This is a genomic window from Streptosporangium sp. NPDC051022 (genome assembly GCF_040683035.1).
GTDB lineage: Bacteria > Actinomycetota > Actinomycetes > Streptosporangiales > Streptosporangiaceae > Streptosporangium.
Map to the genome: position 1 here is coordinate 19,712 of NZ_JBFBCF010000014.1, position 20,006 is coordinate 39,717.

Here is a 20,006-nt window from a genome sequence, read left to right on the forward strand (position 1 = left end):
CGGTCGATTCGGACGGTAATCGGCCGATCACACGGATTTGACGACGTCGGCGAAGCGGCGGGCGACCGTCCCCCAGGCCGCGATCAGCCCTTCCTCGGCCTCCTTCGCCCGCGTGTCGAGCTCCTCGACCGAGTGGCCGAGCGAGATCAGGTGGTCGGCGGAGTCGCGGGTCCAGTCGGTGAAGATCTCGGCGGTCGCCTCGGGGTGGAACTGCACCGCCCACGCCCTCTCCCCGAGCCGGTATGCCTGGTTGGGGTAGGGATCGCCGGTGGCGAGCGGTACGGCGCCCTCGGGCAGCCTGGTCATCGCGTCGCCGTGGTACTGCACGGCGGGAACCGGGCCGAGGCCGCCGAACAGCCGGTCGTCCGCGGCGGCGGGGAGCGGGACGACCTCCCGGACGCCGACCTCGAGGCCGTGCTCGCCGCGTTCCACGGCGCCGTCGAAGGCGAGGGTCATCAGCTGGGCGCCCAGGCAGATCCCCAGGGTCGGCACGCCGTCCTCGACCGACCTCCGGATCAGGGCGCGGGCCGCGGGCAACCAGGGGTACCGCTCGTCCTCCCATGCCGCCGCCGAGCCGCCGAGCACGATCAGCCCGTCCTCGGCCCGCCCGGGAACCGCCTCTCCCAGGTGGGGCCGGACGACCTCGTGGTCCACTCCGCTCTCCGCCAGCCATCCGGCGAAGAATCCAAGGCCCGCTCCGGCTTCGTTCTCGACGACAGTGATTCTCATGGGGTAATTATGGGCGAAAGTAGAACAAGCCCCCATATCGGGCTTCGGTGGACCGGTCAGGCGTCTTCCGGCGGCCCGCCGGGCCTTCGACCGGCTCCCCCTCCGGCGCGCCCGTCTTCGGCGAGGTCGAGGTGCCCGGCGGCCGGCTGCGCGTCGCCAGGTTCGGCACCGGGCCGCGCCTGGTCGTGGCCGTGCACGGCATCACCGCCTCCCTCATGGCCTGGAAGGCCGTCGCCGGGCGACTGCCCGCCGAGTGGTCACTGGTCGCGATGGACCTGCGGGGCCGCGGTCACAGCGCGGACCTGCCGGGGCCGTACGGTCTGCCGCGGCACGCCGAGGACGTGAACCTGGTCGCCCGGTCCCTGGGCGCGGAGCGGGACATCGTGCTCACCGGCCACTCGATGGGCGCCTACGTCGCCGCCCTCGCCGCGGCCGGTCACGACTACGCGGCTGTGGTGCTGGTCGACGGCGGGATCCCGCTGCCGCTGCCCCCGGGAGCCGATCCGGACGCGGTCCTGTCGGCCACGCTCGGCCCGGCCATCGCCCGGCTGGGGCAGACCTTCCCGAGCGTCGACGCCTACGTGGACCTCTTCAGGGCCCATCCGGCCGACGGCCACTGGAACGAGGCCGTCGAGGAATACGTCCGCTACGACGCGACCGGCCCCGAGGGGGCGGTGCGCTCACGGGCGCGGGAGGAGGCGGTCCGCCAGGACGGCAGGTGGCTGCTCACCGAGGCCGAGGCGATCGGCGCCGCCCTGCACGCCGTGACGTCGCCGCTGTCGTTGCTGCGGGCCCCGCGCGGGCTGCTCGACCAGCCGGTCGGCATGATCCCCGACGATCTCGCCGCCGCCTGGACCGGACGGCTGCCCACGCTGAAGGACGAACTGGTCGAGGACTGCAACCACTACACGATCCTGCTCCAGGACCGGTGCGCCTCGCTGGTCGCCGACCGCCTGACCCGGACGTCCTGAGCCGGGCATCCCGACCCAGGCGTCCTGAGCCGCCCGGCCGCCGGGGCCGTCGTACCGCCGACGCCCCGGCCGGTGTGGCGGCCCGGCCGGGAGCGATCACGCGAATGCTCAGGCGGGAGCGATCCAAACGGCCTTGGCGGCGGCGACCAGGGTGCCGTCGACCTCGTACACGGCGCTCTCGCCGAAGAGCTTGCGGCCCTCGCGGCCGGTCGCGCGGCCGACGACGGAGTAGGTGCCGCCGGGGTAGACCCTCCGGTGGACCTGCGCGGTCAGCCTGCCGAGCAGGGCGGACTCGCCGGGCGTGAAGTGGGCCCAGCCGGTGACACAGTCGAGGGCGGCCCAGACGACCGCGTCGGGAACGACGCCGTCCTCGTCGGTGAGGGTCACCGGCACCCGCCAGCCCGCGGCGACCAGGTCGGTCCCGGACACCTGGCCGGGGAAGATCCGCAGGCCGTCGCCGGGAGCACGCAGGCCACAGGCGAAGCAGTCCGGGAAGGCGTGATCGGCGAGCCCGGCGAAGCCGCCCTCGGCGCGGGCCGCCTCGTTGAAGGGCACGAACGCCGGGGCGGTGAGCTGCTCGGTGACCGGGAGCGCCTCGACGAGCAGGGTGTCACCGTGGGTCAGGGTGGCGCTGTTGGCCAGCTGCCGCAGGGACAGCCCGGTCTCCAGTGGCGTGGGCGCGTGCAGCGTGACCTCGACGGCCGAGTCGTGCCGGGCGCCGTGTGACGCCTCGGAGACCGTGCCCGCGATCCATCCGCCGTTCGCGGCGCCCTCAGGGCCGCGGAAACGCGCTGGAACGGTCACCACGGTCTGCAGCTCGGCAGCCGTCGTCATGCGGCACCTCCTGATCGCCTTTTATGGCGATTCATCCTCGAAAATCCCTCTAAACGGACCGACCGATTTTACCGGAGTCGTTGCACACACAGCGAACCAGGCGGCGATGTTCCGCGGGCCAACGGCGCTTTGCCACACGCTGTCCGGCTCGGGACCACGAGATCGTCTCCGCCCCGCGAACCCGTCCCGGCGGCCGCTTCCGGCCCCCGCGCGCCTCCGGCTCCCCGTACGGCCGCCGGCCCCGCACCCGATGGACCGGCCGTCAAGCGGGCACGACGAAGTGACCCCGCGCGACGACGATCACACGGTACGGGCGGCGGGCGGGTCGCCTGCGCCGTTGAACCCTACCGCGCGCACGCGGCCCGCGCGCGGGGCACCCGCGCCGCCCCCGAAGCCCTCGGACGGCGCACAGGCGGCCCGGAGTCGCCAGGACGGCACGGGCCAAGGTTCACCGCCCGTCGGCCCCGCGCCCCTCGATCCGCGAAAGACAGCTGCTGACCTGGGATCACAGCACCGGGAGGTAGCGGCCGAGCTCGAACTCGGTGACCTGGCGGCGGTACTCGCGCCACTCGGTGCGTTTGTTGCGCAGGAAGTGAATGCCGCACCTCAGCCAAGTGAATGCCGCACCTCAGCCACCTGCGGACACCTGCGGACACCTGCGCGCCACCGCACCGACCTCGCTGCCGAGCCGTCAGCTTCCGCCGCCATCTGTCGTCGTTGACCCCCTTCGCACGGCCTGCAGACGGCCCAGCCTGACAGTCGCCCGAGCCGCCGCCCCATGTGCCTGGGTGACTGTTCTACCCGGTCATATGGGATGAGCCGGGTCAGATCACGGTCTTGACGCGGTTGAGATGTTCAGGCTTGTTGATCTCGGTAAGCCGTGATCCTGGGGGCATGGGTGACGGGCACCGTGAGCGACCGCTCAGGTTCTTGCTGCTGCTGGTGATGGCGGGGGTGGTGGCGGCGGTGGCGCCGTTGACCCCCTCGACGTGGCCGCCGGCGGTGCGGGTGGTGCTGGCCGTGGCGGGGGCGATCGCGGCGGGGGCCGCGGGGTCGTATGTCAGCGAGTGGCTTACCGCCCGGCGGGCGCTCAAGGCCGCTGAAGATGCCGCCGTCGCTGAGACGGATGCACGGCGGGCGGCGTTGGTGGCCACCCGTGAGGTGGCCGCGGCGGGTGAGAGCGTGGCGGGGCTGCTGCGTCCCGAACGTGGAGCGGTCACGTTCGCCGGGCGTGTGGACGAGCTGAGGTCGCTGACCGGCTGGTGCGGGGATGAGGCGGCCTGTCCGGTCTGGTTGCTGACCGGCCAGGGCGGAGTGGGCAAGACCCGGCTGGCCTTGCACTTGGCCGAGTCGCTGCCTTTTATGGAGTGGGAGTGGCAGCAGGTCCGGCCGGGTCAGGAGGTGGCGGCCGTCCGGGCCGCCCGCCAGGTGGATCAGCGGGTGTTGCTCCTGGTCGATTACGCCGAGACCCGCTCTGAGCTGGCGGCCATGCTGGCCGAGGTAGTACGCCTGGAAGCGGCTGGAGACGCGGGCCGGCTGCGGGTGCTGCTGGTGGCCCGTCAAGCCGGTGAATGGTGGACGGAACTGGACACCGAATCGGATGCGGTCCGGGATCTGGTGTCGCGCGTCTCGGTGCTGGACTTGGCGCCCGCCTTGGACACCGATCGCGGTGACCTTCAGGTGATCCAGGAGGCGCTGCCCTCCTTCGCGGCCGCACGGGGCCGTCCGGTGCCGCAGGTGTCCTTCACCGTTGATGCGGCGGAGCGGTTGCCGGTACTGGTACTGCATGCGGCGGCGCTGGTGGCGGTGCTGGACGAGGAGCAGGGCAGCGCCAGAGGCCGGGCGGCTGCGAATTCGGGGGTGTTGGACCGGCTGCTCGGGCATGAGCGGCGACTGTGGGACAAAACCGCCCGGCGCGCCGAGGTGGGGGTGGATCGGGCGGTGCTGCGACAGGTGGTCGCGGCTGTGGCGCTGCTGCTGGACCCTCAAGACCACGATGAGCAGGCCGTGCGGGCGGTGGTACGGCGGGTGCCCGACCTTGCGCGAGCCGATGACGTGCGGGTGGGGGCGGTGGTGCGGTGGCTGCGGCAGGTGTATCCCGGCGGCGGGGAACGGGTTGAGGCGTTGCGGCCCGATCTGCTGGCCGAGCGGCACGCCACCCATGAGCTGGCGGCGAATTCGCTGCTGCGCCGGGCCTGCCTGACCGATCTGACCCGTCGGCAGGCGGTACGGACACTGACGATCCTGACCCGGGCATGCACCCATCACGACCAGGCACCCGGCCTGATCGAACAGGCGTTACAGCAGGATCTGACCGGCCTGGCCAAAGCAGCGATCACAGTCGCGGTCCAGACAGGTACTCGCCTGGGTGACCTGTTCGCCCGTGTCCTGGAAAACGCCTCGGCCGACGTGACCGACCTCCAGCAAATCGCCGACATGATCCCTTACCCGACGGTGGCCTTGGCCGCTGCCGATGTGACAGTGAACCGCCGGGTCCGGAACCTTCTGCCGACTGACACCGACCCTGCCCGAATAGCCGAATGGAGCGACAGGCTCGCCTTGCGCCTGGCTCAACTTGGCCGGCGGGAAGAGGCGCTGGAGGCCGTCACCGAAGCCGTCACCGTTCACCGGTCTCTGGCCCAGGCCCACCCCGACGTCCTCCTGCCCGACCTCGCCGGCTCGCTGAACAACCAGTCCGGCCGCCTGGCGGACTTGGGGCGACGGGAGGAGGCACTGACCGCGATCGAAGAAGCCGTCCAGATCCGCCGCGCCCTGGCCCAGGCCCACCCCGGCGCCTTCCTGCCCGACCTCGCCCACTCGCTGAACAACCAGTCCAACCGCCTGTCGAGCTTAGGGCGACGGGAGGAGGCACTGACCGCGATCGAAGAAGCCGTCGACCTCCACCGCGCCCTGGCCCTGGCCCACCCCTACGCCTTCCTGCCCGACCTCGCCCTGTCGCTGAGCAACCAGTCCGGCCGCCTGGCGGACTTGGGGCGACGGGAGGAGGCACTGACCGCGATCGAAGAAGCCGTCCAGATCCGCCGCGCCCTGGCCCAGGCCCTCCCCGACGCCTTCCTGCCCAACCTCGCCACCTCGCTGAACAACCAGTCCAACTGCCTGTCGAGCCTGGGGCGACGGGAGGAGGCACTGACCGCGATCGAAGAAGCCGTCACCGTTTACCGCGCCCTGGCCCAAGCCCACCCCGACGCCTTCCTGCCCAACCTCGCCCACTCGCTGAACAACCAGTCCAACCGCCTGTCGAGCCTGGAGCGACGGGAGGAGGCACTGACCGCGATCGAAGAAGCCGTCACCGTTTACCGCTCTCTGACCCGGGCCCACCCCGACGCCTTCCTGCCCGACCTCGCCAGCTCGCTGAACAACCAATCCGCCTTCCTGTCGAGCCTGGGGCGACGGGAGGAGGCACTGACCGCGATCGAAGAAGCCGTCCAGATCCGCCGCGCCCTGGCCCAGGCCCACCCCGACGCCTTCCTGCCCGACCTGGCGGGAAGCTTGGCGATGAAGGGAATGATTCTGCTTCAGAACGGCAACGCTGGCGGATCGGCTCCCTTCCTGCTGGAGAGCCTGATAATTTCCGTTGGAAAGGAGCTAGAGGAGCTGGTTCCACTTGCCTCGGACCTTCTCCGCCAGGCATATCAGCACACCCCGGAAAGCGTCGCACGAGCATGGCGTGAGATCACCGAAAGCGACCTGCCAGGTTGGCTGACGGATACCTGGACCACAGGTGAGTGATCCTCGCGAACATAGCGCGCGGGGCGGCGAGATGCAGCCGGCCCAGAGCCGTTGAGACGGCGCGGGGCCGGCGGTTCATCACCGTTGGCCCCGCGTCCTCACGCTACGGGAGTCTGCCCCCTGACCTGTGCTTACAGCACCGGGAGGTAGCGGCCGAGCTCGAACTCGGTGACCTGGCGGCGGTACTCGCGCCACTCGGTGCGCTTGTTGCGCAGGAAGTAGTCGAAGACGTGCTCGCCGAGGGTCTCCGCGACCAGTTCGCTGCGCTCCATGACGGCGATGGCCTCGTCCAGCGACTGCGGCAGCGGCTGGATGCCCAGGGCACGGCGCTCGGCGGAGGTCAGCGCCCAGACGTCGTCCTCGGCGCCGGGCGGCATCTCGTAACCCTGCTCGATGCCCCTCAGGCCCGCGGCGAGGATCACCGCGAAGGCGAGGTACGGGTTGCAGGCGGAGTCGAGCGAACGGAACTCGATGCGGGTCGAGCCGCTCTTGTGGGGCTTGTACATCGGCACCCGGACGAGGGCCGAGCGGTTGTTGTGGCCCCAGGAGATGTAGCTGGGGGCCTCGCCACCCGCTCCGGCGATCGCCTCGGCGCCGCCCCACAGGCGCTTGTAGGAGTTGACCCACTGGTTGCAGACCGCGGTGATCTCCGCGGCGTGCGTGAGCAGACCGCCGATGAAGGAGCGGCCGACCTTGGAGAGCTGGTAGTCGGCTCCCGGCTCGTGGAAGGCGTTGCGGTCGCCCTCGAACAGCGACATGTGGGTGTGCATGCCGGAGCCGGGGTACTCGGTGAACGGCTTGGGCATGAAGCTCGCCCAGATGCCCTGCTCCAGCGCGACCTCCTTCATGACCAGGCGGAAGGTCATGATGTTGTCGGCGGTGGTGAGCGCGTCGGCGTAGCGCAGGTCGATCTCCTGCTGCCCCGGGCCGCCCTCGTGGTGGCTGTACTCGACCGAGATGCCCATCGACTCCAGCATCATGATCGCGTTGCGCCGGAAGTCGTGGCCCGAGCTGTGCGGGGTGTGGTCGAAGTAGCCGCCGTCGTCGATCGGCTCGGGGCGCATGCCCGCCGCCGGCCGGTTCTTCAGCAGGAAGAACTCGACCTCGGGGTGGGTGTAGAAGCTGAAGCCCATGTCGGAGGCCCTGGCCAGGATGCGCTTGAGCACCCAGCGGGGGTCGGCGTGCGAGGGCGAGCCGTCGGGCATGAGGATGTCGCAGAACATCCGGGCCGCGCCCGGCGTCTCACTGCGCCAGGGCAGGATCTGGAACGTGGAGGGGTCGGGCTTGGCGAGCATGTCCGACTCGTAGACGCGGGCGAAGCCCTCGATCGCCGAGCCGTCGAAGCCGATGCCCTCGGCGAAGGCGCCCTCGAGCTCCGCCGGGGCGATCGCCACCGATTTCAGGAACCCGAGCACGTCGGTGAACCACAGCCGGATGAACCGGATGTCGCGCTCCTCGAGCGTACGGAGAACGAACTCCTGCTGGCGGTCCAAAGCCTCTCCTCCACTGCCGACGCCGACGCGGTGCGACACGTCTGGCCTTCTACCAGTCTGCCCGCTCCGTGTTTCGGACACGTTACGAGGAAGAACAGGTGGAGACCACATCGGGCATGCCACGCCCCCATGGACGATTCCCCCCTTTCCGCGACCGGCGCCGGGCGGCGTGCGGACGGGCGTCCCGATCCCGGCTCGCCGTACCGTCCCGGCCCCGTCGGCGCACCCGGCCAGGCGGGAGGCCGCCCCGCCCCTCCCCCTGCGGGCACGGAGACACGCCAGGCGGAAGCGGTACTGGTTACCCGGCATGACCAGGCGAAACAATGCGGGCCACCGGCCCGGGACCGGCGGCGGCGTTTCGCGGCCGGACATCGGAAACCTACGTCCTTCGGGGGAAGAGACGATGCGTACCCAGCCCCACGGACCGCGAGGCGGGGCCGCGCCCCGTACCGCGACCTCGGCCACTCCCACGTCCGCGCCCACACCCCCACCCCTGCCCGCGCCGCGGAGCGCGCCCCGGGCCGCACCTCAAAGCGCACCTCAGACCGTGCCTCAGACCGTGCCTCAGACCGTGCCTCAGACCGTGCCCCGGGCCGCGCTCCGGACCCCGCTCGGCGAACGGCTCGGCGAGCGGCTCGCGGCGATGTCGGTGCCGTGCCCCATGCACCCGTCGGTGCACCGGATCGAGGCGGCGGTCATCGACTGGGCGCGCGGGACCGGCCTGGACACCGATCCGGCGGCCGGGGTGCACCTGCTGGCGGGCCGGGCGTTCGCCCGGTACGACACCGGCGTGGCCACGCTGTTCGCGCGCTGGCTGACCTGGCTGTCACGGCTGCGCGGGGAGCCCTCGGCCTTCGAGGGGGTGCTCGCGATCGCCGGGGGCGGCGAGCCGGGGCCGGCGCCGCTCGAACGTGCCTTCGCCGACCTGTGGCGGGCCTGCGCGCCCGCCATGAGCGACGGGTGGCGCGAGCGGTTCACCGCCGGGCTCGTCGCGCAGCGCGCGGCGCTGCCCGGGGCCCGCGTGTCCTCCGGCGAGGACCGCCCGGCGCCGGGCGGGGCGGGGTTCGGCCGGCACCTGTTCGACCTGGTCGAGCCCTGCGTCGGCGTCGAGGTGCCCGCCCGGATCCAGGAGAGCCCCCAGTGGCGGTCGGCGGCCGAGGCGAGCGGCGACGTGGTCGCCTGGTGCGACGACCTGGCCGCCGGGGGCGGTCGCGGAACGGCCGTCTCGGCCCCGCCGGACGGCGGCGAGGCCGCCGCGGAGTGGGTCGCCGACCGCGTGGTGGCCCGGATGGAGGAGCTCTGGAACGCCGCCCGCGCGCTTCCCCTCCTCGTCGAGCGGTGCGATCTCGGCTTCGCGGCCTCACGCGATGTCATCCGGGTGGCCTGCGCCTTCTTGACGATTCCCAGGGCTTACCTGGAGGGACTCCTGGAATCACCTCGCTATCGTCACCTAGAGTAACCGCCTGAGTTCTTCGGGTAACATGGAGGTCAAGTTGAGCACAGAGCTTCTCAACCGGAAACTGGACCGTGCCTTCGAGCATCTGGACGCCGGGGGCAACGGGACGGTCGAGCACGACGACCTGCTCGGCCTGGGCGCCCGGATCCTGGTCGGCTTCGGCGAGTCGCCGACCTCGGCCGCCGGCAGCAAGCTGATCGACGGCTTCGAGTCGATCTGGCGGGCTCTGTCGGCCGAGCTCGCCCTCGACGACGAGGGCGCGATCTCGCCGGAGGAGTTCCGGACCGGCATGGTCTCGGCGTTCGCCGGGGACGAGCGGTTCGACGCGGCGTTCAGGCCCGCCGCCGAGGCGATCGCGGAGCTGTGCGACACCGACGGCGACGGGGTGGTCGGGCCCGCCGGGTTCCGGGTGATGCTCAGCGCCTTCGGCACCCCGCACGACGAGGTGGAGGCCGCCTTCGAGCGGCTGGACCTCGACCGCGACCGGAGCATCTCGGTCGGCGAGCTGGTCGAGGCGACCCGTCAGTACTACACGAGCGCCGATCCCCTCGCGACCGGCAACTGGCTGTTCGGTCGGCTGTAGTGCCTGTCATCCACACACCCCTCAGAACGACCGGCAGGACGGGAACCACGGGGACCCCGGGAAAGACCGGGGTGCGGTCGTCGCGGGAGCGGGCCTCCTCGGTGGCCGCGGCCCTGCTGCTGCCCCTCGTCGACCGGATCACGGTGATGGCCGCGCCGTGCCGCATGCACGCGTCGATCGACCGGATCACCGCCTCACTCGCCGAATGGACCCGCGAGGTCGGGCTCGACACCCCCTCGTCAGCGGGGTTCGACCGGATGGCGGGCCGGGCCTTCGCCGGATCCGGGGCGGACTCGACGCTCCTGTTCGCCAAATGGCTGACCTGGCTGTTCCACTTCGACGACGAGTGGGACGAGAAGCCCGCCGGACGCGCGGCCGGAATCGTGGAGGCCACCTTCACCCGCCTCGCCCGGCACACCGCGGAGACCGGCCGGGACACCACGGAGACGGACCAGGACACTGCGGAGACGGACCGGGACACCGCGGAGACGAAGGGGGCCGTGCCGCTCCGGTCACCGGGCGGAGCCGCGCCGTGGCCGGCGGGTTTCTCTCCCTTCCCGCCCCTCCAGGCGAGGAGCGCCACCCCGGTCGAGGTGGCCTTCAGGAACCTCTGGGAGGAGACGGCCCCGCGGATGAGCGCCCGCTGGCGTGAGCGCTTCACCCGGGGGCTGGCGGCCCAGGGGGCGGCCTGCCGTACTGAGGCGGAGAACCGGTGCGCCGGGCGGGTGCCCTCGGCGGCGGAGTATCCCGCGCTGCGGCGGGGAACGGCCGGCCCCTACCTGTTCGACCTGGTGGAGCCGTGCCTCGGGGTCGAGGTGCCGGCCGGGCTGCGGGAGAGCCCGACGTGGCGGACGCTGGTCGACGCCTGCAACGACGTCACCGCGTGGTGCAACGACGTCGCCTCCCACCACAAGGAGCAGGCGAACGGGGACATGCACAACTACGTGACGGTCGCCGCCCACGCGTTCGGCCTGTCGAACACCGACGCCGTGGCGTGGGTGAACGACCGGATCGCCGAGCGCGCCGAGGATCTCAGGGCGGCCGCGAGGCGGCTTCCCGGGCTGTTCGACAGGTTCGGGCTCTCGCCGGTCCAGGCCAGGAACGCCAGCAAGGTGGCCTGCGCGTTCCTCGCCGCCCCCAGGGCCCAGCTGGAGTGGCTCCTGGAGTCCAGCAGGTACAGCCTGGCGGACACCAGGTGACGTAGCCGCGTCACCCGGGGATCGGTCGCCGCCCGCCCGCGGCCCGGTCGCGTTTCCCCCCGTCCCGTCCCCGGCCCCGGCGCCCCGATCGTGGCGGCGCCGGCCCCGTCCCACCCGCGTGAACGCCGGGAGGGAAGGTGAACACGGTCGTGGATGGGCGGTGGGACGTCATGGTGACACCTGGCGCACACACCGCTTTAAACGCATATTGATCCAATTGCGGTTCCCGCCGGTTAAGGTCCCTTTAACAGGAAATGGAAGGGCCGGAACGATGCGCGGGCTGAGCCGGGTGTTCCCTGCGGTGACGCCTGTCCAGGCGCGGATCGCGGCGGTGCTGATCGCCGCCGTCTCGGTCGCCATGGAGTGCGTCAACATCTGGGTCACCGCCCGGCTCCCGCAGCCGTCGTACACACCGCTGCCGTTCGCGCCCGAGGACGTGGCCGGTACGGCGTTCCCGATCTTCGGGGCCCTGCTGGTGTTCCAGCGGCCCCGGCTGGTCATCGGCTGGCTGCTCTGCCTGGGCGGGCTGTGCTCGGCGCTGAACAGCCTGTCGACGAACCTCGCGCTGCTGGAGATGGACACGGGGAGGTTCGGGCTTCCGGAGCGGATCTGGACGGTCGTCGGCGTGAGCTGGAAGCTCACCGTCCTGCAACTGGGCGTGCTGCTGCCGCTGCTGTACCCGGACGGGCGTCTGCCCTCCCGCCGCTGGCGGCCGCTGATCTGGTTCACCGTCACCGTGCTGACCCTCGACGTGCTGCGCGCGGAGTTCCTGTCCCCGCAGACACCGGACCGCTCCGACCTCCCCTGGCGCGTCCACTTCCTGCTGGAGCAGCTCGCCAACGCGGCCATGATCCTGGCGTTCGTCTCGCTGGCCGTACGGTTCCGGCGGGTGAGCCTGGAGGAGCGCAGGCAGATCCTGTGGCCGCTGCTGGCGATCGCCACCGTGATCGTCCCCTTGGTGATCGGCAACCCGGTGTGGTGGCTGGCCTCGTTCACGATCCTGCTCATTCCCGCCGCGATCACCTTCTCCGTGCTGCGCCACCGGCTCTACGGCATCGACACGCTGATCACGCGGACGCTGGTGGGCGCGGGGCTGGTCGGTGTGATCGGCGGCGTGTACGTGGCGGCCGGGGCGGTCTCCAGCCTGTTCCTGTCCGACATCGACCGGCTCGGCGGCCTGCTCGCCGCGCTCTGCGCCGGGGCGTTCTTCCAGCCGCTGCGCCGGGTGCTCCAGCGTGGCGCGGACCGCCTGCTCTACGGCAGCAAGGGCGATCCGGTGACGCTGGCCGACGGACTGCGGCGGCGGCTGCAGCGCACCGACCCGGCGGAGGGCCTGACGGCCGCGCTGGAGGTGCTCCGCGACGGCCTGGCGGTGACCGGGGTGGCCGTGCGCTTCCTGGACGGCGGCCCCGAGAGGGCGGCCGTGGGGAAGCTGGAGAAGGTGGTCCGCGAGGTCGGGCTGGTCTGGCACGGCGAGCCGGTCGGCTACCTGCTCATCGGCCCGCCGGGGGTCAGGCGCCTGCCGGCCGCGCACAACGGGCGGGTCATCGCCACGCTCACGCCGTACGTGGCGGACGCCGCCCACGCGGTCCGGCTGGTCGGCGCGTTGCGGCGCTCCCGCGAGCGGATCGTCGCCACCCGCGAGGAGGAGCGGCGCCGCCTGCGCAGAGACCTCCACGACGGGCTCGGCCAGTCGCTCAGCGGAATGGCTATGTCCATCAACATGGCCAGGCACTCGCTGCGCGCCTCCCCCGAGACCGCCGAGCGGATGCTCAGCGACCTGCGCTCCGGCATGGACGCGGTGACCAGCGACATCAGGCACCTGGTCTACGGCCTGCGCCCGCCCGCGCTGGACGACCTCGGCCTGGCCAAGGCCGTCACGGAGATGGCGGGGCCCGGCGTGACGGTCGAGGTGAGCGGTGAGCTGGCCGGGCTGCCCGCCGCCGCCGAGGTCGCCGCCTACCGGATCGTCCAGGAGGCGCTCACCAACGTCCGCAGGCACGCAGGGGCCGAGGTGGTGCTGGTCTCGCTGGAACGGGTCTCCCTGGAGCGGGGCGAGCAGCTGAACATCCGGGTGAGCGACGACGGGGCCGGGCTCTCGCCGGACAGGCGCTCGGGTGTGGGACTGGCGTCGATGCGCGAGCGGGCGGCCGAGCTCGGCGGCACCTGTGTGATCACCTCGCCGCCCGGAGGCGGGACGGTGGTCGAAGCCGTGCTCCCGTTGAACTTGAATGTAGAGACCTGACCACTGATTATTTCTTACAGTACGCGAACGATGGTGGGTATTGCCGTATGACGTTAGACCAGCTAGCTCTACGCTTGCCCCTGCAATGCTGACATTTCGTGCTCTCGGACCGTTCCAGGCGTGCCACGGCGACACGGTGCTCGACCTCGGTGGTCAACGACAGATGGCCGTGCTGGCCCGCCTGCTCGTCGCGGGCGGCCGCGCCGTCCCCGTAAGCATGCTCATCGACGAGCTCTGGCCCGGGGAACCCCCGGCCCAGGCCCTGTCCACCATCCAGGGATACGTGTCGCGGCTGCGGCGCGCCCTGGAGCCCGGACGCGCCCCCAGGGAGGAGGCGGAGGTCCTGGTCTCGGCTCCGCCGGGATACGCCCTGCGCGCCGGCACCGAGCAGGTGGACTCCTGGAGGTTCGAGAACGCCGTCAAGACGGAGGGCGAGCCCTCGGCGGTGTGGGAGCTCCTGGGACACGCCCTCGCGCTGTGGCGCGGCCCCGCGCTGGCCGAGTTCTCCGACCTGCCGTGGGCCGTCACCGAAGCGGGCCGGCTGGAGGAGCTGAGGCTGATCGCGGTCGAGCGCCGCGCCGACGCGGGGCTCATGCTCGGGCAGTCCGGCGCGCTGGTCGCCGATCTGGAGGCGCACGTCTCGGCCCATCCGCTGCGCGAGGAGGCCTGGCGGCTGCTCGCGCTGGCGCTCTACCGCAGCGGCAGGCAGGGAGACGCGCTGGGAGCGCTCCGGCGGGCCAGGATGACACTCCGCGAGGAGCTCGGCCTCGACCTCGGCGCCACCCTCCAGCGCCTGGAGTCGGACATGCTGTCCCACGCCGCCCACCTGGACCTGCGCAAGGAGGCCGCCCCCCACCGGGAGAGCGTCTCGGCGCGGGCGGCCGAACCCGCCGCGCTGCGCGTGGTGGTGGTCGACGACCAGGCGCTGGTCCGCACCGGCCTGCGGGTCGTGCTGGACAGCGAGCCGGGCCTCCACCTCGTCGGCGAGGCGGAGGACGGCGAGCAGGCGATCGCGGTCGTCCGCGAGACCTCTCCCGACCTGGTGCTGATGGACATCCAGATGCCCCGCCTCGACGGCCTGACCGCCGCGCGGCGGATCCTGTCCGACGAGGCCCCTCCGAAGGTGATCATGATGACCACGTTCGGCACGGACGACAACCTGTACGCCGCGCTGCGGGCCGGGGTGAGCGGCTTCGTGCTGAAGACCTCCGCGCCGGAGCAGCTCATCACCGCGATGCGCGCCGCGCAGGCCGGTGACGCGCTGATCGACCCCGCGGTCACCACCCGCCTGATCGCGGCCTTCGCCGGGCGGACCAACCCCTCGGCCCCTCCGGGGCTGGCCGGTCTCGGCGACACCGAGCTGGACCTGATGAAGCTGATCGCCAGGGGGCTCACCAACCGCCAGATCTCGGCGACCCTGGCGATCTCCGAACGGTCGGTCGCCCAGGCGGTGACCAAGCTCCTGGACCACCTGGGGCTGTTCGACCGGGCCCAGCTTGTCGTCGCGGCGTACGAATCGGGACTGGTCAATCCAGGTGATGTGGGCAGGTAACGATGTTCATGCGGGCGCGGCCGGGTAAGGGCGCGGGCGCCTCCGGGCCGGACGAGGAGACCCCCGGACCGGGCGCGGGCGCCTCCGGACCGGGTGGGGAGGGCTCCGGGCCGGCCGAGGTCTCCCCCCGGGCGGGCGGGGACGCCTCGGAATCGGCCGAGGGCACCCTTCGGCCGGGTGCGGACTCGTTGATCCCACCCCGCCCCGCCCCGACCATCGTGCGCGACCTGCTGGACTCTCCGCTGCGCCTGACGGTCATCGCGCTGTCGTTCGTCGCGTTCGGGCTCACGGTGGCCGGAATCCTGATCACCGAGAGCCTCCCGCCCGAGTGGGCCCCCGGACCTCGGTTCGCCCCCGACCACTCCGTCGGGCTCGCCTTCACCCTGGTGGGAGCGTTCCTGCTGGCCCACAGGGCGCGCCCGGCCACGGCCTGGCTGATGTGCTTCGGCGGCATGGGCGGCGCGCTCAACGTCTTCTGCACCGCCATGATGGGCCGCTCGGGCGCCGACGGCGCACTGGTCGTCGCGGGGTACTACCGCCCCTTCACCGGGGTCGGCTGGATCGTCGGCGGCATGCTGCTGGCCACCCTGCTGCCGCTCTACTCCCCCGACGGACGGCTGCCCTCGAAGCGCTGGCGCCCGGTGGTGGTCGCGGCGTACGCGCTGATAGCGGTGGAGATCGTCCGCGCGATCGTGCGCCCCACGCCGACCCCGCAGAACTACCCGCTGCCCCAGATCATCCCCAACCCGCTGGCGATCGAGGCGCTCGCCCCGTACCACGCGTCACTGCAGCAGGCGATCGTGTCGATGACCATGGTCTTCGCCGTCCTGGCCATGCTGTCGCTGGTGCTGCGCCTGCGCAGGGCCGATCCGATGACGCGGCGCCAGATCGCCTGGCCGCTGACCGCGTTCGCGATCTACATCGCCTGCATGCTCGCCGGTGAGGACTGGATGTTCGCGGCCGCCGTCTGGACCGGGATGATCCCGGTCGCCATCGCCTTCTCCGTGCTGCGCTACCGCCTGTACGGCATCGACACCGTGATCAGCCGCGCCTTCGTGGCCGCCGGGCTGATCGCCGCGGTCAGCGTCGTCTACTTCGGGGCGGGGGCGATCGCCGGGTTCGCCCTGTCCGGCTACGACCGGGTGGGCGGCCTGGTGGCGGCGCTGTTCGCCGGGGTGTTCTTCCACCCGCTCCGGCACATGCTGCGGCGCTGGGTCGACCGGCTCATGTACGGCACGCACGGCGACCCGAAGGCCCTGGCCGCCCGGCTGTCCAGGGAGGTCGGCCAGACCGAGCCCGCCAACGCCCTCGCCGCCATCGCCGCCGTGGTCAGGGACGGCCTCAGCGTCACCGGCGTCGCGGTCGAGGTGCGGGACCCCGGCACCCGGCGGGTGGAGGTCGGCCTGCTCGGCCCGGCCCCTCGTGTGGTGCCGCTGGTGTGGCACGGTGAGCCGGTCGGACGGCTGCTCCTCGGCTCCCCTGGCCCCCGCAGGTTCGCCGCCGCCCACAACGACCGCCTGATCGCCGTGGTCACGCCGTACGTGGCGGACGTGGTGCACGCCGTGAGGATGACCGCCGACCTGCAGCGTTCCCGCGAGCGCATCCTCACCGCCCGCGAGGAGGAGCGCCGCCGCCTGCGCCGGGACCTGCACGACGGGCTCGGCCACGCGCTGACCGACATGGCGATGTCGATCAACATGGCCAGGATCAGCCTGCGCAGCGCCCCCGCCTCCGCCGACCGGCTCCTGGCCGAGCTGCGCGGCGGCATGGACACGGTCGGCCAGGAGATCAGGGAGCTGGTGTACGGCCTGCGCCCGCCGACCCTGGACGAGCTCGGCCTGGCCGGAGCCGTACGGGCGCTGGCCGCCGAGGGCGAGCCTCGGGTGGCCGTCGAGACCGAGGGCGACCTGTCCGACCTGCCCGCCGCCGCCGAGGTCGCCGCCTACCGGATCGCGCAGGAGGGGCTGACCAACATCCGCAAGCACGCGGGGGCGCGCTCGGCGGTGGTCTCGCTGCGGCGCGGCGACTCGCTGGTGGTCCGCGTCCAGGACGACGGGCACGGGCTGCCCGCGGGGCCGCGCTCCGGCATCGGCATGATCTCGATGCGTGAGCGCGCCGCCGAACTCGGCGGGACATGCGTGATCGGCCCGGCGCCGGGCGGCGGCACGGTGGTCGAGGCCGTTCTGCCGATTTCCGCCGCCTGAGTGTGAACCTTCCGCCCCTTCCAAGGCTCTAACTATGCGTCGTTGAACTTATCTGAGGAGCTTGTCGTGAAGCACCTGGCACTGGCCGTCGGCGCCGCACTCGCCGTGTCCACCGCCGCAGTCGCCTCCCCCGCACTGGCCTCGTCACGGGCCGCGACCACTCCGGGCGCCGTCTACCTCGGCTACAAAAGCACGGGAGTCGAGGTGACCACCCAGCAGGGCGGCCTGAGCAGGCTGACCGTCGGCGGCGGGAACTTCGTCGGGCAATTCGCCGCCGCGCCGGGCGGCGGGAAGGTCGCCTGGATCGACGGCAAGAGCCGCCTGCACGTCAAGAGCGCGAGCGGGGACAAGGTGATCGCCCAGAACGCCGCGTACGGCGGGCCCTGCCTGACCCCCGCCTGGAGCGCGGACGGCAAGCGGATCGCCTACGTGGTGAAGGGCACGGCCGACGCCGGGACCGTCGCCCTGGTCGGCTCCGGCGGCGGGAGGCCGGTCACCGCCGGCAAGACCCTCGGCGTCTGCCACCTGGCCTGGTCGGCCGACGGCAAGACGCTCGCCGGGTACGCCGGGGACACCGACGGCGTCTACCTCCTGAACACCGTCTCGCACGTCTCCACCAGGGTCCCCGGGATCAAGCTCGCCAATCACGTGGACGGCCTCTCCCCCAACGGCGACCGGGTCGTGGTGAACACGATCAGCCCCTCCGATCCCGGCGGCGACGGCTCCTGGCCCCTGGCGTACACCCCGTCGCTCTACGAGACCAAGACCGGTAAGAAGATCACCATCCCGGTCAAGGGCACGCTGATCGGCGCCCGCTTCCTGTACGACGGCACCCTCGTGGTCCGGGTCAAGGGCAGGAGCTTCAACACGTGGGTCGTCCTCGACCCCGACACCTACAAGGTGAGCCAGCGCGTGCCCGAGATCAAGGAGGCCAGGAACCTCGGCCTGCTCGGCGTCATGGGCTGATCCCGGCCCCGGTGCCGTCCGGGCCCCTCGGCGGCGGATCGGGGGCGGCAATAAGGTGGGCCTCGTGGCTCAACTGCGCATCGCCCTGGCCCAGACCAATCCCGCGGTCGGCGACCTGGCGGCGAACGCCGACAGGCTCGTCGAGTGGACCCGGCGCGCCGCCGACCGCGGTGCGCACCTGGTGGTCTTCACCGAGATGTTCCTCACCGGATACCCGGTCGAGGACCTGGTGCTGCGGAACTCGTTCGTGGAGGCGTCGATCGCCGCCGTCGAGGCCCTCGCCGCCCGGCTGGCCGGCGAGGGGCTCGGCGAGACGCCGGTGGTCGTCGGCTACGTGGACCGGGCGAACCTGGCACCGCGCGTCGGCCAGCCGAAGGGCGCCCCGCTGGACGCGGCGGCCCTGCTCCACCGGGGCCGGGTGGTCGTCAAGACCGCCAAGCACCACCTGCCGAACTACGGGGTCTTCGACGAGTACCGCTACTTCGTGCGCGGCGACCGGCTGCCGATCTTCCGGCTCCACGGGGTCGACGTGGCGATCGCCGTCTGCGAGGACCTGTGGCAGGAGGGCGGACCCGTCGCCGTGGTCGCGGAGACCGGGGCCGGGCTGCTGGTCGTGCCGAACGCCTCGCCGTACGAGAGGAAGAAGGACGACGTACGGCTCGCGCTCGTCGCGCGGCGGGCCGGGGAGGCCGGTTGCGCCCTCGCCTACGCCAACCAGGTGGGCGGGCAGGACGAGCTGGTCTTCGACGGCGACTCGCTCATCGTCTCCGCCTCCGGCGAGCTGGTGGCGCGGGCCGCGCAGTTCTCCGAGGAACTGCTCGTGACGGACCTGGAGCTGCCCGAGGCCCGCTTCGGCGGTCTCGGGACGTTCGAGGTCGACGCCGCCGACGGAACCGTGATCACGGTGGAGCGGATCGAGCTGTCGGCCTTCCCGGTGGAGCCGTACGAACCGGAGCCCCCCTCGATCGCCGCGCCCCTCGGGGACACCGCCGAGGTCTACTCGGCGCTGGTCCTCGCGGTCCGCGACTACGTGCGGAAGAACGGCTTCCAGTCGGTCGTCCTCGGCCTGTCCGGCGGGATCGACTCCGCGCTGACCGCCACGATCGCCTCGGACGCGATCGGCCCCGAGCGGGTGCACGCGGTCATGATGCCCTCCCGCTACTCCTCGGAGCACTCCCTGGGCGACGCCAGGGAGCTGGTCGAACGGCAGGGGATCAACGCCCAGGTCGTCCCGATCTCCGACATCGTCACCGCCTTCGAGAAGGAGATCTCCCTGTCCGGCCTGGCCGCGGAGAACCTCCAGGCCCGGGTGCGCGGCATGATCCTGATGGGCCTGTCCAACCAGCACGGCCACCTCGTCCTCACCACCGGCAACAAGAGCGAGCTGGCCGCCGGATACTCCACCCTCTACGGCGACTCCGCCGGGGGCTTCGCCCCCATCAAGGACGTGCTCAAGACCGCGGTCTGGGAGCTGTCCCGCTGGCGCAACGCCCAGGCGGGCAGGTCGGGCGACTTCCTCTACGGCTTCGACAGGCCGCCGATCCCGGAGAACTCCATCGAGAAGGAGCCGAGCGCGGAGCTCCGCCCCGGCCAGCGCGACACCGACTCGCTGCCGGAGTACGACGTGCTGGACCGTCTTCTCGACGACTACGTCGAAAAGGACATGGGCTCGGCCGAACTGATCGCCGCCGGTCACGACCCGGCCCTGGTCTCCCGGATCATCCGCCTGGTCGACCTGGCCGAGTACAAGCGCCGCCAGTATCCCCCGGGCCCCAAGATCACCCCCAAGAACTTCGGACGCGACCGCCGCCTGCCCATCACCAACCGCTGGCGCGAGACGCCCTCCTGAGAACACCCGCGGTGGCGGGCGCGCCGGGGACGGCGGCCGACACGCACGGGGGCCGCCCGTCCGGCGCGGCGGGCGGTGCGGGGGCGGTGCGGGGGCGGTGGAAAACCGGGCCGAAGCATCTCCTCGTGGCCGTGCATGACCTGGCCGGGATGGGTATCACCGCAGGGAGGTGTCA

General features: G+C 72.0%; 13 protein-coding genes. 10 read left to right on the forward strand and 3 right to left on the reverse strand.

What is annotated here, in order from left to right; translation table 11 throughout:
• Positions 1–27: 27 nt before the first annotated feature.
• The gene (locus AB0N02_RS22705) at positions 28–729 is read right to left on the reverse strand and encodes a type 1 glutamine amidotransferase (RefSeq protein ID WP_363949780.1); all 702 of its coding nucleotides are present in this window, start codon (positions 727–729) and stop codon (positions 28–30) included.
• A 47-nt stretch (positions 730–776) separates the two neighbouring features.
• Between AB0N02_RS22705 and AB0N02_RS22710 the strand changes: the two genes are divergently transcribed.
• Positions 777–1,700, forward strand: coding sequence for an alpha/beta hydrolase (locus AB0N02_RS22710; protein WP_363949783.1), 924 nt, complete (start codon positions 777–779; stop codon positions 1,698–1,700).
• A gap of 108 nt (positions 1,701–1,808) precedes the next feature.
• Here AB0N02_RS22710 and AB0N02_RS22715 read toward each other — a convergent pair whose 3' ends face one another.
• Positions 1,809–2,534, reverse strand: a complete 726-nt coding sequence (locus tag AB0N02_RS22715) for a hotdog fold domain-containing protein (protein WP_363949785.1) — start codon at positions 2,532–2,534, stop codon at positions 1,809–1,811.
• Between the two features lie 930 nt (positions 2,535–3,464).
• On the opposite strand from AB0N02_RS22715, the gene AB0N02_RS22720 reads away from it, so the two are divergent.
• Positions 3,465–6,284, forward strand: coding sequence for a tetratricopeptide repeat protein (locus AB0N02_RS22720; protein ID WP_363949788.1), 2,820 nt, complete (start codon positions 3,465–3,467; stop codon positions 6,282–6,284).
• A 131-nt stretch (positions 6,285–6,415) separates the two neighbouring features.
• Here the strand turns inward: AB0N02_RS22720 and glnA are convergent, their stop codons facing one another.
• Positions 6,416–7,777 (reverse strand): type I glutamate--ammonia ligase, encoded by a 1,362-nt coding sequence (glnA, locus tag AB0N02_RS22725; RefSeq protein ID WP_363949791.1) that lies wholly within the window; start codon positions 7,775–7,777, stop codon positions 6,416–6,418.
• Between the two features lie 571 nt (positions 7,778–8,348).
• Between glnA and AB0N02_RS22730 the strand changes: the two genes are divergently transcribed.
• The 8 genes from AB0N02_RS22730 (at position 8,349) to AB0N02_RS22765 (ending at position 19,831) form a co-directional block, all read left to right on the forward strand.
• Positions 8,349–9,236, forward strand: a complete 888-nt coding sequence (locus AB0N02_RS22730; protein ID WP_363949794.1) for a terpene synthase family protein — start codon at positions 8,349–8,351, stop codon at positions 9,234–9,236.
• A gap of 34 nt (positions 9,237–9,270) precedes the next feature.
• On the forward strand, positions 9,271–9,816 hold the full coding sequence (locus AB0N02_RS22735) for a hypothetical protein (RefSeq protein WP_363949797.1): 546 nt from the start codon (positions 9,271–9,273) through the stop codon (positions 9,814–9,816).
• A 71-nt stretch (positions 9,817–9,887) separates the two neighbouring features.
• On the forward strand, positions 9,888–11,015 hold the full coding sequence (locus AB0N02_RS22740; RefSeq protein WP_363949799.1) for a terpene synthase family protein: 1,128 nt from the start codon (positions 9,888–9,890) through the stop codon (positions 11,013–11,015).
• Positions 11,016–11,286: 271 nt separating this feature from the next.
• Positions 11,287–13,260, forward strand: a complete 1,974-nt coding sequence (locus AB0N02_RS22745) for a sensor histidine kinase (protein ID WP_363949802.1) — start codon at positions 11,287–11,289, stop codon at positions 13,258–13,260.
• An 85-nt stretch (positions 13,261–13,345) separates the two neighbouring features.
• Complete coding sequence (locus tag AB0N02_RS22750; protein ID WP_363949805.1) at positions 13,346–14,812, forward strand: BTAD domain-containing putative transcriptional regulator; 1,467 nt, start codon at positions 13,346–13,348, stop codon at positions 14,810–14,812.
• 188 nt (positions 14,813–15,000) lie between these two features.
• Positions 15,001–17,016: a sensor histidine kinase gene (locus AB0N02_RS22755; RefSeq protein ID WP_363949808.1), complete on the forward strand. Its 2,016-nt coding sequence runs from the start codon at positions 15,001–15,003 to the stop codon at positions 17,014–17,016.
• A gap of 66 nt (positions 17,017–17,082) precedes the next feature.
• On the forward strand, positions 17,083–17,982 hold the full coding sequence (locus AB0N02_RS22760; protein WP_363949811.1) for a hypothetical protein: 900 nt from the start codon (positions 17,083–17,085) through the stop codon (positions 17,980–17,982).
• Positions 17,983–18,046: 64 nt separating this feature from the next.
• Positions 18,047–19,831 carry an NAD+ synthase gene (locus AB0N02_RS22765; protein ID WP_363949814.1) on the forward strand — a complete coding sequence of 595 codons (1,785 nt, stop codon included), beginning with the start codon at positions 18,047–18,049 and terminating at the stop codon, positions 19,829–19,831.
• The last annotated feature ends 175 nt before the right edge of the window (positions 19,832–20,006 follow it).

What these genes read in the sequence shown, in the direction of transcription:
- AB0N02_RS22745 (WP_363949802.1), top strand. Translation starts at nt 11,287, where the DNA reads ATGCGCGGGCTGAGCCGGGTGTTCCCTGCGGTGACGCCTGTCCAGGCG.
- AB0N02_RS22705 (WP_363949780.1), bottom strand. Translation starts at nt 729, where the DNA reads ATGAGAATCACTGTCGTCGAGAACGAAGCCGGAGCGGGCCTTGGATTC.
- AB0N02_RS22715 (WP_363949785.1), bottom strand. Translation starts at nt 2,534, where the DNA reads ATGACGACGGCTGCCGAGCTGCAGACCGTGGTGACCGTTCCAGCGCGT.
- AB0N02_RS22750 (WP_363949805.1), top strand. Translation starts at nt 13,346, where the DNA reads ATGCTGACATTTCGTGCTCTCGGACCGTTCCAGGCGTGCCACGGCGAC.